The sequence below is a fragment of the Bartonella sp. 220B genome (genome assembly GCF_026930205.1).
Taxonomy (GTDB): domain Bacteria; phylum Pseudomonadota; class Alphaproteobacteria; order Rhizobiales; family Rhizobiaceae; genus Bartonella.
On the sequence record NZ_JANHOI010000006.1, the window covers coordinates 70,732 to 84,345 of the forward strand.

Consider the following 13,614-nt stretch of genomic DNA (forward strand, 5'->3'; position numbering starts at 1 on the left):
AATTTGTCCGAACCTCTCCATCCCATCAATGTCAACAGAGTGCACTTACAACAAGGTGAATGTACTCTTAAGAGCAACGCAACTGTCATCCGAGATGTGAAAAATCGGCGTGATAAATCTTTGTCTTCTGTGATGAAGAAAACATTCATCTTGTCACAACAAAAGAACAAGCCTTCAATGGGATCTTAAGAAAATTTTTCAAAGGAAGAAGATCAAGGGGAAGAATCTGATTTTCCGCAAAATGATTTTTCCGCAAAAATAAGAAATGGGTCAAATCCATCACGAAAGCTTTTTTGTAAAAAAGAAAGGAGAAAAGCAACCATGATGGAAACAATGTCCATTCTGAGTGCAACAAAAGCCTCACTGTCCATAGCATTCGTTTAAAATCTTCAAATCATTTATTCTAAACTACACCCAAGCAAGTTACCATGGCATTTTGGGGCATTTTTATCTAGTTTATATCTCTCTTAAACATGTGCATGCTCCATATGAAAGTTTATTGTTTCCAATCCAACACAATAAACCAAAGAGCAGACAAAACTTTCTTTTAAAAACATCAACAAATCGCAACGACACGCACGCCTCACACAATCTTCGCAGATTTGAAGATATAAAAGACAAGCAGATTTTAGACTCTCAGATACCGCCCTGCTTTGCAAAATTTTTTTTCAAGCTATGACCTCATTTCTTTCCCTTTCAAGGCTAGAAGAAAATAAAGAGCACAACATGATTCAGCCAGAATAGCAACAGAGCATTTCATGTTGATGATTAACATGGAGGTTTAGAATATGAAACCACAAGATTCAAAAAACACAGCGCAAAGTTCATCACAACCGCAAGAAGGTGCTATCGCCAATGCCCCCTTAGACAATCTTCCTGCATCTTTAGAACAACTCAACATCGAAAAAGAAAAAAATATCCCCTTCCAGCATGAAAAATTGCAAGAGATTATTGCAGAGCTAGAAAGTGATATCGCTGACGGGAAATGGTTCAAAGGCGGTCACCATTATGCAGAGACAGATCTTAAACTGATGCCAGCTCTGATAGACCAAGCCAATCGTAAATATCAAGGATTAAATCTTAAACTTGTTACGACCTCTCAAGACCTTTCCCAATCAATAAAAGAAGCAATCAAGAATGGAATTTCATCTTCCAGACTGATCGTAAATACGACAGATAGAGGCGTCCATTCTGTAGTGATTGATCATAGAACCATTGAGGGCAAGACATCCCTCATTGCTTTCGAACCGGCAACGCTCAACAGTGAAATACCACTCTTGTTGGCAGTAAGAATACACCTCACTGTACAGCGTGAATTGCCTGAATGTCATTTTTCCAAGGTAGAGATGGATATTCAACGCAGCACTTCTGAATGTGGGATCTTTAGTTTAGCTCTTGCCAAAAAACTTCATATCGAAACTGAAAAATTAACCAGAATGCACAAAGATAATATTGACGGCGTGTTATGTAAAACAAATACCACTCTCCCTCCTGATAAAGTAGATCCGTATCTTCCAGCAAGTTTTTACAAACACACGCAAGGGTCAAGACGTCTTGAAGAATATGTAAAAACAAATCCGGAAGCTGAAAATGAAAAAGTAAACAAAAAAGGCGAAACACTTACCGAGAGGTTTGAGAAGAACTTAGTGACAAAAGAGGGAAAAAAAGTCTCCGTTTCGCTACACAGAAAAAGAGTCACTGAATATAAAGCTCTGACGATGTAGGAATGTTTTTTCGCATAGGTCGGGAAAGTTAAGCACTGCATCCCAGTTTATAGATGAAGTCTGTTCACATTGACAAATTCGATTCCTTTTACAGTTTGTAAGACACAAACAGGAGACGTAAGCTTAGGTATCAAGTTAAAATTCAACTGTCGTAAGAGAAAAAATTAAGACCATAGAGACAAGGAAATCAATATCAAACGTTATTCAGCCAGAATAGAAACGTAGCATTCCATGTTGATGACTAACATGGAGGTTCAGGATATGAAGCCACAAGGTTCAAAAAACACAGCGAGTGCTCCCTTAAAAGGCGATGTTGTTTTTTCTCATGAAGAGTTACAAAATATTATTACGCGTTTAGAAAGTGATATCATCAGCGGATATTGGATGAAGGCCTATTATGCGGATACAGACCTTAGACTGATGCCTGCCCTCGTAGAACAGGCAAACAAAAAATATCCAGAGATGAATCTTCAACTCGCTATGACACCTGAAAGTCTTACCACATTAATAAAACAGACAATTGATAAAGGAAACCAGTCTTCCAGATTTATAACAAACACAGGAGGAAGCAAAATCCATTTTACAGTGATTGATCATCACACCATTGATGGAAAGACATCCCTGATATTATTTGAACCTACAACATGTGAGAAGATGCCCGCAGCAAGATTGACCTTGAGGATACAAACAGCTGTTAGCGATGCGCAATTGCCTGATTGTCATTTTTCCATAGTGGAAATGGATATTCAACGCAGTTCCTCTGAATGTGGGATCTTTAGTTTAGCTCTTGCTAAAAAACTTCATATTGAATCTGCTAAATTAGCAAGGATGCACAAGGATAATATCAGTGGCGTGTTATGCGAATCCAATACGCCTTTACCTTCTCAGAAGTTAGATACGTATCTTCCAGCAAATTTTTACAAACACACGCAAGGCAGAAGACGCCTAAGAGAATATATAAAATCAAATCCAGAAGCTGAAAATGAAAAAGTAAACAAAAAAGGCGAAACGCTTACCAAGAGATTTGAGAGAAACTTAATGACAACAGAGAAGGGAAAAAAAGTCTCCGTTTCACCACACATCAAAAGGGTTACTGAATATAAATCTCTGATGATTTAGTAATATTATTGCATATAGGTGACAAGAAGGGCAAGCGCGACATTCCCACGACATTCTGGTTTAGGAATTCCCAGTTTAGGAATTCAATGTATTTCTATGAGCAAATTTTCCTGCTTTCGTGATTTATAAAACACAAACACTGTAACTCTTAGCTATTAAAGCAACATACAGTTATTGTTTTAAAAAAGTTTCTAAAGCCCCCTCACAAAGTCTAGAGTCATTTTTAAAACATGATATCTCTCCAGAAAGATGCAAAACTTCCCTATTTTAGCAAAAGCCTATGCTTTTTAAGCCTCCCTCATAGCATCTTCAGAGTGATCACTTTCCTTCTCAAACAGCTACGCATCAAGAATACATGACCAATCTCCACTTTATAGGGGCTGTTAGAATGCCATAAAGTCCATCCCTAGCCCAGCGCCCAATCAACCGCCCCAATCACCGCCAGCCCCCCCAACAACCACCACAACCAACTAGCCAATTGCTCCAATAAACACCAACCAATCGGCTTTTTTCATCAACCTTTCACTTCTCTTCTATTCCTTGAAGACGAAGAAAAGTTCATTGTTAAGATGTCATTTTTAAGATGTCAGCCAGCCTCACATAAAGTGAGGCTTTTTTTATGGAGAAGCATATGAGAAAAATATCATCAGAAGGGCTTGCACTCATTAAACAATGGGAAGGCTTGCGTTTAAACGCCTACAAGGATGCTATCGGAGTGTGGACAATTGGTTATGGACATACAAACAGTGCTGGAAAACCTTTTGTGCGCAAAGGCATGACAATCACTGAACAGCAAGCAGAAGCCCTTCTTTGTCAAGACTTAAGACAATTTGAGATTGTCGTTGAAGAAGCAGTGTCTGTTTCTTTAAGCAATTCACAATTCGCGGCATTAGTGTCCTTTTGTTATAATGTAGGAACGGAAGCTTTCTGCAATTCGACACTGTTAAAAAAACTCAACAACGGTGACTATGCATCGGTACCATCCGAATTACAGAAATGGACCAAAGCAGGCGGGAAGCGTCTCCAAGGTCTCGCACACCGGCGTGCAGCAGAGGCTGGTTTATGGGCGAAAGGGGCATATATCTCCTCCAATTATCAAACCGTGGAAACGCATGAACCAACAACACTTTTCAAAGCAGAAGCCCTTGCACCGATTATTGGCTCTTTTTCAGGGCTTGGTGGTTTCTTAGCAGGCAATGGTCCCATCCAATGGGCACTAGCAACCATTATGATTTTAGCAGCCTGTGCTGGAATTGTCTTTGTCGCCAAACGCTTTCGAGAGCAACGCTTATAAGCTTATGAACAGCAAACAAAAGAACCAACAACACTTTTCAAAGCAGAAGCCCTTGCTCGGATCATGGATTCATTTCCGGGTCTTGGTGGTTTCTTAGCAGGCAATGGTCCCATCCCATGGACACTAGCAATCATTATGATTTTAGCAGCCTGTGCTGGAATTGTCTTTGTCGCCAAACGCTTTCGAGAGCAACGCTTATAAGCTTATGAACAGCAAACAAAAGAGCCAACAACACTTTTCAAAGCAGAAGCCCTTGCTCGGATCATGGATTCATTTCCGGGTCTTGGTGGTTTCTTAGCAGGCAATGGTCCCATCCCATGGACACTAACAATCATTATGATTTTAGCAGCCTGTGCTGGTATTTTTGTCGTTAAACTTTTTCAAAAGGAATACTTATAATGTGGTGGATGAAAAAAAATTTGATAGTAGCAGCTGCGGCTTTAGCCGCTTTTTTTATGGCTTTAGCAAAAGCCTTTACCCTTGGAAAAAAGACTGAGCAGCAAAAGCAAATAGAAAATGCCTTAAAGGCAGCAACAACACGGCTTGAGGTGGAAAATGAAATTAATCAAAAAAGTGATGCTGATGTACGTATTGCTCTCTCTGACTGGTTGCGCGACAAATAAAGTTGCTTCTTCTTGTGTTGGGTGGATACCTATTTATTTAAGCCAGCAAGATTTAAATGCCATCAGCTCAACCTTAGCAAGAGAGATCTTAAAGCACAACAAGCAGGGCGAATATTTGTGTGGATGGAAACATGGGCAGAAGAAAAACTGAAAAACATACCGAGCTTACAGAAGCAGAAAAAGAAATGCTTCAGGAAATGATACTCACCTATCAAAGTGTGAAAATGATGTCTCGCTTGATGAAGTGGATAGCCTTTTTTCTCTTTTTGCTTATCCTTGATTTTGCTCGTTTTATGGATGCGATAGACAATGTCTTTGCACATTTAAAGCAGTGGTTTTCAAAACACTAAAAACTTATCCTCAAAATCTTATCTATGATGCCGACATGCCGTAAAATATTGAGGATGAAGCTAATTAAAGAATTGAATACTTTTATCTGTGGTAAATTATTATATAAATAAAATTTTTTTTAGTATTTTATTTTTTTATAAATTATATTAATAATGGATTTTTAACTTCGTTATGTATAATACATTGTGTGTTTGAAATAGAGGGATTTTTATGAAAAAAATTTTAACGACCGTATCGTTTCTTACTTTAATGGCAACTTCAATCGTGCAAGCGGCAGATATTGCAATTCCCCAAGCATCAAAAACAAGTATTTCACCTGTTATTGTTGCTCCTCCTTTCTCTTGGACTGGTGTATATCTTGGAGGACACATTGGTGGTTTTTCAAGTAAAAACTCTTTAAATTACGCTCAAGATGCAACGGCTGAAAAATGGTCTTGGGTTGATAAAAAATTATCGCCGAAACCATCAGGATTTGTAGCGGGTCTTTATGCGGGTTCTAATATTAATCTTGGCGATAACTTTGTTTTCGGTGTTGATACGGATCTCACTTGGTCTGGAAAGAAAAACACCAAAACGGGTGACGAAAAAGAAATTTCAGATGACAATGAATTAAACTCTATTAACGCTGTCCTTAAAGAAGCTGGACTTCCTATTAACAGACCTGGATCTGCTGATGAAACAATTCCCAATGTTGGCGACATTGTTAAAAGCAGTGTTACTTTAAAAGAACAGTGGTCTGGTGCGGCACGTGTACGTATTGGTTTTGCTGCAAATCGTGTGATGCCCTATGTTGCTGCTGGTGTAGCCTATGCAAAGATGCAATATAGCATGTCAATTTTGGTAAAGTCAGAAGAAGATCCATCTTTTATATTTGCTTCTGGCAATGTGTTTGATGAAACAAAAACCAGGCTTGGTTATACAGTAGGTGGTGGACTTGATTTTGCAATGACAGATAATGTTATCATGCGTGCAGAATATCGTTATTCGGATTTTGCTAAGAAAAAATTTGCAGACGATGCGCTTAAAATAAGCTACAAGATCAATAATTTCCGTTTTGGTTTAGCTTATAAATTCTAATTTATTGCAAGATTAAAAACAAAATAAAACAGTTAAAGAACCCTGCTACAGTCAGGGTTTTTTTATTTTTTTGTTAAAAAAACGCCTTCATGGCGATGAGAAAGAGATCCACACACGGTCTACACACAAATTTGTGCGATTGTGCGATTGTGCGATTGTGCGATTGTGCGATTGTGCGATTGTGCGATTGTGCGATTGTGCGATTGTGCGATTGTGCGATTGTGCGATTGTGCGATTGAAATAAACAATATGGTCCTTAAGGCTTGTCAAGATATATCTGCTGTAGATGTGATATACCGATCAAATGAGCATATTGTTTTTAAAAAATCCATTTTTGTAAACATTTTGGGCATCAAAACCGCCTTTCGATGCGCAAGAAGAGCTTTGATAATTTTCAAAAATGCTGGTGATAGTGTTTTGCTCCCTCATCTCCTCACCTTTTGCAAAAATCTTCATAAACGGAGAACACCAATTCTCATAAACTTCAAAAAAGTCATGGGAATGATATATTAAACTCTCAAGTTTCCTCTCTTTTGCCCTTATCGTTTGAAAAAGAAATTGTAGTGCAATTTTGCATCCATCACAGCTTCATCTGACAAAAAGAGCGCCCTTTACATAAAACGGTCGATTTTTTTAATTTGATGATTTCCCCCCTCTTCTCTTTAAAAGATAAAGTTTCTTAAATCACCAGCAATTGGATGACAGATTGATTTTTCCAAAGGGAAACAGCTACTCACTACGAAATGCGTTTCCCTCGATAAGCTTAGGCAAAATTTTCCTGAATAGACCTCATGGAATATTCCTTCAAATGCACATTTCTTTCTATTTCTCTCTTTTGTTGATGCAAAAGGAAACTGAAATAAAACAAAACGGCATTGTTTTTTTTAATATGCGTGAAGAGGGTTTTATGTCACCACTCTGAAGGACGATATCTTACAGAACAAAGAAATATCACCTGAAAATAAAAATAACATAAAGTGGTGCGGGTGGTCGGACTCGAACCGACACTCCTTTCGGAACCAGATTTTGAGTCTGGCGCGTCTACCAGTTCCACCACACCCGCACACTGTTATACAGGACTGTCATAAAGAACAGACTTTCCCATTATCTCTTTGCTCTATATGAAGAGAAACAGATTCGTCAACACTAGACTTCTGTTTTTTTAAGAATTCATATTATTTTTGTTCCATTCATTTTGGGGAGTATTTGCCTCACTTCATTTTTGGAGTATCATTTGTAAAGTCTTTACCTCTTAGAGATATGAAAGCCCTCATGATATTAAACAGACTAAAGCTTTGGACGATTTCTTTAGCAAATCGGCGGACAGCCCCCCATTGGCTTGGGTTCATTGCCTTTATTGAAAGTTCTGTTTTTCCCATTCCGATAGATGTTTTGTATATTCCGATGCTCCTTATCCATCAAAAGCGGGCTTATCGTTATGCCTTTATTGCAACTGTATGTTCTGTTTTAGGGGGGATTGCCGGTTGGTTTATTGGACACTTTGCCTATGATGCCATTGCCAAACCAATTTTGGAATTTTATGGTCAAGTTGAAAATTTTCAAGCGCTAAAAAGCAGTGCAACACTGCAATTTCTTATCATTTTACTCATTACTTCAGGTTTTTTACACCTACCTCCTATCAAGATTGTCACGATTTTGGCAGGTGTTATAGGTGTGCATCTTGAAATTTTCATTCTTACCTGTATTTTTGCTCGTGGCGCTCGTTTTTATCTTCTCGCATGGCTCATTCAGCGTTTTGGACAACAAGCAATGAATTTTCTAGTCCGACATTTCAAATGGATTGTCTTCATTGGTTGTGTTACTCTTCTCTTGGTCTATGGAGTTTTTATAGCTTTTGTGAACAAGTACCTTTTATTTTAAGGAACACGCACAATGACACACATTTTTTCTTCTCATCCTACTCTTTTGAACAAGCATCTTTATCTTGAACCAAGTAGGAAAGAGCTAGGTTTATGGGCTTTTTTTCTCGCTTTTTGCCTTTCTGCTACCGTTATCCTAGCGCTTTGTTTTGAACATATTGGAGGCTATCTTCCCTGTGATTTATGCCTCATTGAACGTTTGCCCTATTATGGCGCACTCCCCTTTTTGATTTTAGCAGGTTTTGGAGCACAATGCTCCCGCATGTTTTCTTGGGTACAACTCTTATTTTGGTGTGTTTTTGTCCTCATGAGCATCAGCCTTGTTTTAGCGGTGTATCATGCGGGTGTTGAATATGGCTTTTGGCCAGCTCCTCCCAGTTGCGGTGTAGGAGCAATAAGAAGAACAACGGACGTTAATCAATTGTTCAACCGATTGAACAATATCCATCCTTCCTCTTGTTCTGAAGCGCCCATGCGCTTTCTTTTTCTTTCATTTGCCGGTTGGAATGCCGTTGCGAGTTTGTTTTACATGCTTGTCAGTTTTTATGTCGCTTCAAAAGGGCTTCTCAGTTATCAAAAACGATAAGGGCAAAATAAGAGTGAAACCATAAGCCCCCGTGCTCCCCAGCACCAACGGTCTCATTCAACAGCAGCACCCTTTTTGCCAACAGTAGCCCCCCTCACCCAATACAAGCCTGCTTTTCTCAAGAGCGTCCCCATAAAAATAAAAAATGTCGACGCGTGCCTTTTATGATTTTGCTTCCCTATACTTATTAAAAACATTTTGATACAAACCTAAAATAGAAAAGCCATAAGACAATAAGTGAGGGGACCGATAAAGATGAATGGTCTACCATGGCTGAAGATAAGAATACAACGCCTTCTCCTCTCTCACCACCTCCCTTCGATATAAGCCAACTTGAAGAACCCTGTGTTATGATGGAACATGATTATAACGCATGGCGGGAACACACACAAAAAGGAGATTTGAATGCTCCTTACAAAAAACCACCACATATAAAACCACGCCTTAAATCAGCACCACGCATTAGGCAAGTTTTTTGGTGCGATTTTCCTTATGATGCGCTATTACCTGAATTTTGGAAAAAGCGACCTGTTTTAGTGTTGTCTAAGAATGCAAAATTATATGGAAATGTCACAGTCTTGCCTTTTTCGACAAAATCACAACCCAACAATCCCGCTGCTTATCCGCTCCAATCTCCTATAGAGAATAAAAAAGCATGGATCATTTGCGATTATGTCACAACAGTTTCCGTCAGTCGTTTAAGCTGCTCACGAACTATTCCAAGAATATCCAGTGAAGAATTTCATAAAATTGTCGCTCTGATGCTCAAACATTTACCAAGAGCCTTGACTCTTTAGACCATTGACTCTTTAAAAGAATAAGCATATATATATTAACGTATACGGCATCAGGAATGGTGGCCGCTTCCCCGCAAGGGGAGATAGGAACGAAGGAGTAGGCAACTGCTCCTTTCGTCATTTTTACTGTCCTTTTAAGAAGTTTTTGAGCGACGTCTTGCAAGCTTTTTAAAGATGTCCCAACTCTTCAAAGATATCTTTGGTCTTTTTATTTTCTACTCTTATTTTTTTGAAATCTCTATAAATTGGCTGGACAAAGTACGATATTGATACTCTTAATCTGGTAAAATTTTTTAATGAAAATGACCGTAATGTACATCCCCATTATCATTACACAAAAGTCGTGATACCATCGCATAAGAGATTTCCTACAATAGAAATACCCTTTCAAGACTAAAATACCATTTTTATAACCTCTACAGAACGTAACCTCTTGATCACGACAACTCTTGAAATGTTCAATTGCTAAATTTTTTACCAAAAGAGACGAGGACTCACCATCCACCCATTTCCTTCCTTCAATACGAATAAAAAACTCTCTTTTTGCAAAGAACAAGAGAGCAATAAGCATGAATATTTAAGACAAAAACGATACAGAGACCTTTATCTATCCCTGAACAGTTCAATTTGGGGAGAGAGAGCCAACAATTCTTAGAGCATCTCAATAATATCGGTTTGCATACCAAATGATAACTAATGAGCAAATAGAACACTTAATCAAAACGCAGATTACCGCTCTAAAGAACGGTCTTTTACGAGAGTAACATAAAGCTATTATTTCACATAGAAATATATCTTAAAAATTGTATCATTGATGCAAAGCATTTTATAAGAGAATTATAGAATAGGAAAAATTTACGCACAATATATGCTCTTTATAGCACATTAAAATTACGTTGTGTATTTTTACAAAAAGTATTTTATATATTCAAAATTATTCGATAAGAGTTTCTCTTTGTAATGATATTTTGTTAGAAACATATTACAAGAAAGACAATAAAAACAATAAGATAATTTAAAATACTTTCTCATTTAAAAACAGAATTTGTAGATTAGTCGTCCAAGTTAACAACAAAAATTAAGTAGTTGACAAAATATATAAACTATGGAAATGAGTTATAATAATACAAAATGTGTAGTTGAGTCTTTTGTATTAGAAACACCTTAAAAAGAGAGTGAAAAGATGCATCATAAGATGCCATAGTATTCTTTTTTTTCTGTTTAGAGGGTGAAATAAAAAACTTACTTTAATTAAAGTTTTTAAATTAGGTGACTATTATGAAAATATTTAAAAATTTTGTGTTATATAGTGTTATCATAGTCTTTTTCTTTTCTCAGAGTTCAGGAGTTCATGCGCATTCCTTGAGTAATATTTCTTCTCAAGAGTATCATTTGACTTCTATAATGTCAGAAGGAAATAAGGGTATTAAAAAAGGTGTTATAAAGGTATCAGATTTGACAGGGATAGAAGCAGAAATTTTGGGTCTTATCGTGTATCTTGCGTATTTATGTACGAGAAAGCTCAACTCCACTCACCTAGGGTATGAAAGAATGTTTGATGCTTTTAAAGAGTAAGGTCATTTAATATAATACCATAAACTGTAATGTGAATTACAGTTTATGTTTTTTTTTATTCAATGTATATCGTTGACTTTCCCCCACCTCACCATAATGAATAAAGTTTCATCGGCTCTATTCCTACAGGTGAAATGCTATAAATGAAGCATTCTTTGACTGTATACGTGATAACCAATAAAAATTGATTTCTTTTTTTCAATTAAGGATACGCATTTGGCAATGGTTTCATAAATCATCATAATGCGAAACATCTCTCTCAGCGTTTTGCCATTTTAACTTGCCGTAATCTTATAAATTCAGATGCAAAACAGCGCGATATAGTACCTTTTCACAACGATTTCGTGCTCAGAAATATTCATATATTTTTTTACAAATTATCCTGTTTTTAAGTTTTGTGGAATGCGTAATGACTCTTTGCGTAATGACTCTTTAAGAGCAATATCAAGGAAAGCAATGAATCTGAAAAGTTGATAGAATTTATGAATGTTCCGTGATTGAGCTCTTTCGTTTTGCGGTGGATGATAGTGCTCACACAGTGCCTATCACAAAAACTTCTTACTATTTTTGGTCTCTCATACAAACAATCACCTCTCTAATCCATCATACTTCTCGTAGTCCAATATGAACTCAATAGAATTGAATCATTGCAACTGTTTCATTTTCTTTTCATAAATCTCTTCTGAGAAGGAAAAAGCGATCTCCCCCACAGCATTCCTCGACACGATTCTTGAGCATAATCAGTTCAATATGGACGACCAACACAATCGATCGCATTTTTGAGAACCACAATTTTATCACGTCTCCTGCCTCATTTTATTTTCTCACCCTACCAAGACTCTTCTTTTCTCAACACGGTCTTTTACCAATTTTTAAATTTTGGATTGACTTTCGTTTTTATTATCTTATATCTTAGAATTATTCTAAAGTGTAAAGGAACAGAAAATGTTGAGATCGTTTTTTTCATTTATAAAACGTAAAGCTCTGTCCTTTCGTTCAGCACAAAAAATGATCATTCGTACGCTCAAAGCAAAAGAGAGACATGCCTCTCTTTATTTAAAATACGCAAAAGCTTTCCAATCTTATTCTCCCAAGCAAGCAGCGATTTTTGCAGCCATGGGCATGCACGAGCTTGAGAATTATAAGGAGCTTCTTTGCCTTTCTTGTAATAATCGTGCACATAATAACGCGGTAGGTTCATTCTGTAACCACCCAGCTCTTGTAGCAAGCAAGCCTGCCAGCGCAACCCCTCGAACAGCAGTAGCAAACACAAATAAAGACACAAAAAAGTCATCAAAAACACACAGACAATTTCTTTTGACGTGGGTTCAACCTGGTCTTGCAGGTTTAATGGATGGTTCTGTCTCTACGCTTGCCCCCATTTTTGCTGCTGCTTTTGCAACGGGTGATACACATCAAACCTTTTTGATAGGGCTTTCAGCTTCAATTGGCGCGGGTCTTTCAATGGGATTTACAGAAGCAGCCCACGATGACGGAAAGTTATCCGGTCGAGGTTCTCCCTTTAAAAGGGGCCTTGCCAGCGGCATTATGACAACTCTGGGGGGATTAGGCCATGCCCTTCCTTATTTGATCAACTCTTTTTACGTTGCAACAATCATTGCCTTTATCATTGTTTTTTTCGAACTATGGGCTATCGTTTGGATTCAAAATAGATTTATGTCGACCCCTTTTTGGCGTGCATCTTTACAGGTTATCATTGGTGGAGCACTCGTTTTTGCTACAGGGATCTTCATTGGTAGTATTTAACAAACATTATGGAAAATAAGCATTTACCGTACAAAACAAGCAGTGGAAACCATCACCCCATCGAGTGGTTTTTCACTGCTTGTTTTAAAAAGATTCTTTTGTTAGAGCTATGTTTGTTTTTTATATTTTGGAGATGCTTTGACCATGCCTTCCACGCACCTGAACAACCAAGAGAGCTCTTTTTCACCCAACCCATCTTCTCACCTTTCGCAAAAAGTGACCTTATCGGTCCAACGTCTTGAACATGGACAAGGTTTAGAGCTTCCTCACTATGCTACAGCCGGTTCTGCTGGTCTTGATCTTCGCGCAGCACTTGGTGAAGGAGAAACGGTGGTCCTCGTACCGGGGCAACGTGCCCTTATTCCAACGGGTCTGATTTTTCATCTTCAACCAGGTTTTGAAGCACAAATACGCCCACGTTCAGGTTTAGCCTTAAAGCATGGCATCACATGTTTAAACACACCAGGAACAATTGACAGCGATTACCGTGGTGAGGTCAAAGTTCTTCTCATTAATTTGGGGCAAGAAGATTTTTCTATCGAACGCGGTATGCGCATTGCGCAGACTATTATCGCACCGGTGACTCAGGTAAATGTTTGTGCCATTGAATCCAGTGAAAACGAGAGCTTCCAAAGCAATGCAGAAAACCAAGCAGCCAAAAGCAGAGGCGCTGGTGGTTTTGGTTCAACAGGGCACATTTAAACAGCACGCAATACAAAAGAAGAGAAATGGGCGCCCCCACAGCACCCACCCTGAGATCTGATTTTTCCTCTTCAGTTCAAGGTTGAAGAACAAAGCAGCACAAAGTCACCCACGCTCTA

General features: G+C 38.1%; 15 protein-coding genes, 1 tRNA gene and 1 pseudogene. 15 read left to right on the plus strand and 2 right to left on the minus strand.

Annotation, left to right across the window (positions count from 1 at the left end; genetic code table 11):
* Window positions 1-788: 788 nt before the first annotated feature.
* The 9 genes and pseudogenes from NPX99_RS05485 (at window position 789) to NPX99_RS05525 (ending at window position 6,188) form a co-directional block, all read left to right on the plus strand.
* Entirely contained in the window at window positions 789-1,724 is a 936-nt protein-coding gene (locus tag NPX99_RS05485) for a YopJ/AvrA family T3SS effector serine/threonine acetyltransferase (protein WP_269030883.1), read from the plus strand.
* Between the two features lie 261 nt (window positions 1,725-1,985).
* The gene (locus NPX99_RS05490; protein WP_269030884.1) at window positions 1,986-2,843 is read left to right on the plus strand and encodes a YopJ/AvrA family T3SS effector serine/threonine acetyltransferase; all 858 of its coding nucleotides are present in this window, start codon (window positions 1,986-1,988) and stop codon (window positions 2,841-2,843) included.
* 631 nt (window positions 2,844-3,474) lie between these two features.
* Window positions 3,475-4,137: a lysozyme gene (locus NPX99_RS05495; RefSeq protein WP_269030885.1), complete on the plus strand. Its 663-nt coding sequence runs from the start codon at window positions 3,475-3,477 to the stop codon at window positions 4,135-4,137.
* Between the two features lie 12 nt (window positions 4,138-4,149).
* Window positions 4,150-4,338: pseudogene (locus NPX99_RS05500) on the plus strand (lysozyme); the annotation flags it as partial.
* Window positions 4,339-4,401: 63 nt separating this feature from the next.
* Complete coding sequence (locus NPX99_RS05505; RefSeq protein ID WP_442864050.1) at window positions 4,402-4,536, plus strand: hypothetical protein; 135 nt, start codon at window positions 4,402-4,404, stop codon at window positions 4,534-4,536.
* Window positions 4,533-4,760, plus strand: coding sequence for a hypothetical protein (locus NPX99_RS05510; RefSeq protein ID WP_269030910.1), 228 nt, complete (start codon window positions 4,533-4,535; stop codon window positions 4,758-4,760). The genes NPX99_RS05505 and NPX99_RS05510 overlap by 4 nt, the downstream gene beginning before the upstream one ends.
* On the plus strand, window positions 4,693-4,911 hold the full coding sequence (locus NPX99_RS05515) for a hypothetical protein (protein WP_269030886.1): 219 nt from the start codon (window positions 4,693-4,695) through the stop codon (window positions 4,909-4,911). Before NPX99_RS05510 ends, NPX99_RS05515 begins: the two co-directional genes overlap by 68 nt.
* Window positions 4,892-5,110 carry a hypothetical protein gene (locus tag NPX99_RS05520; RefSeq protein WP_269030887.1) on the plus strand — a complete coding sequence of 73 codons (219 nt, stop codon included), beginning with the start codon at window positions 4,892-4,894 and terminating at the stop codon, window positions 5,108-5,110. Before NPX99_RS05515 ends, NPX99_RS05520 begins: the two co-directional genes overlap by 20 nt.
* 211 nt (window positions 5,111-5,321) lie before the next feature.
* Complete coding sequence (locus tag NPX99_RS05525; protein ID WP_269030888.1) at window positions 5,322-6,188, plus strand: outer membrane protein; 867 nt, start codon at window positions 5,322-5,324, stop codon at window positions 6,186-6,188.
* A 119-nt stretch (window positions 6,189-6,307) separates the two neighbouring features.
* Here the strand turns inward: NPX99_RS05525 and NPX99_RS05530 are convergent, their stop codons facing one another.
* Together NPX99_RS05530 and NPX99_RS05535 are read right to left on the minus strand one after the other, a co-directional pair.
* Window positions 6,308-6,436, minus strand: coding sequence for a hypothetical protein (locus tag NPX99_RS05530; protein ID WP_269030889.1), 129 nt, complete (start codon window positions 6,434-6,436; stop codon window positions 6,308-6,310).
* Between the two features lie 730 nt (window positions 6,437-7,166).
* Window positions 7,167-7,251, minus strand: a tRNA-Leu gene (locus NPX99_RS05535).
* A gap of 209 nt (window positions 7,252-7,460) precedes the next feature.
* Here NPX99_RS05535 and NPX99_RS05540 point away from each other — a divergent pair.
* The 6 genes from NPX99_RS05540 to dut all read left to right on the plus strand — a co-directional run bounded on the left by NPX99_RS05540 (window position 7,461) and on the right by dut (window position 13,495).
* Window positions 7,461-8,069 (plus strand): YqaA family protein, encoded by a 609-nt coding sequence (locus tag NPX99_RS05540; RefSeq protein ID WP_269030890.1) that lies wholly within the window; start codon window positions 7,461-7,463, stop codon window positions 8,067-8,069.
* A gap of 12 nt (window positions 8,070-8,081) precedes the next feature.
* Window positions 8,082-8,654, plus strand: coding sequence for a disulfide bond formation protein B (locus tag NPX99_RS05545; RefSeq protein ID WP_269030891.1), 573 nt, complete (start codon window positions 8,082-8,084; stop codon window positions 8,652-8,654).
* A gap of 269 nt (window positions 8,655-8,923) precedes the next feature.
* Window positions 8,924-9,451, plus strand: coding sequence for a type II toxin-antitoxin system PemK/MazF family toxin (locus tag NPX99_RS05550; RefSeq protein ID WP_269030892.1), 528 nt, complete (start codon window positions 8,924-8,926; stop codon window positions 9,449-9,451).
* 1,278 nt (window positions 9,452-10,729) lie between these two features.
* Window positions 10,730-11,026 carry a hypothetical protein gene (locus NPX99_RS05555; protein WP_269030893.1) on the plus strand — a complete coding sequence of 99 codons (297 nt, stop codon included), beginning with the start codon at window positions 10,730-10,732 and terminating at the stop codon, window positions 11,024-11,026.
* 945 nt (window positions 11,027-11,971) lie between these two features.
* Complete coding sequence (locus tag NPX99_RS05560) at window positions 11,972-12,793, plus strand: hypothetical protein (protein ID WP_269030894.1); 822 nt, start codon at window positions 11,972-11,974, stop codon at window positions 12,791-12,793.
* Between the two features lie 144 nt (window positions 12,794-12,937).
* Entirely contained in the window at window positions 12,938-13,495 is a 558-nt protein-coding gene (gene dut, locus NPX99_RS05565; protein WP_269030895.1) for a dUTP diphosphatase, read from the plus strand.
* The last annotated feature ends 119 nt before the right edge of the window (window positions 13,496-13,614 follow it).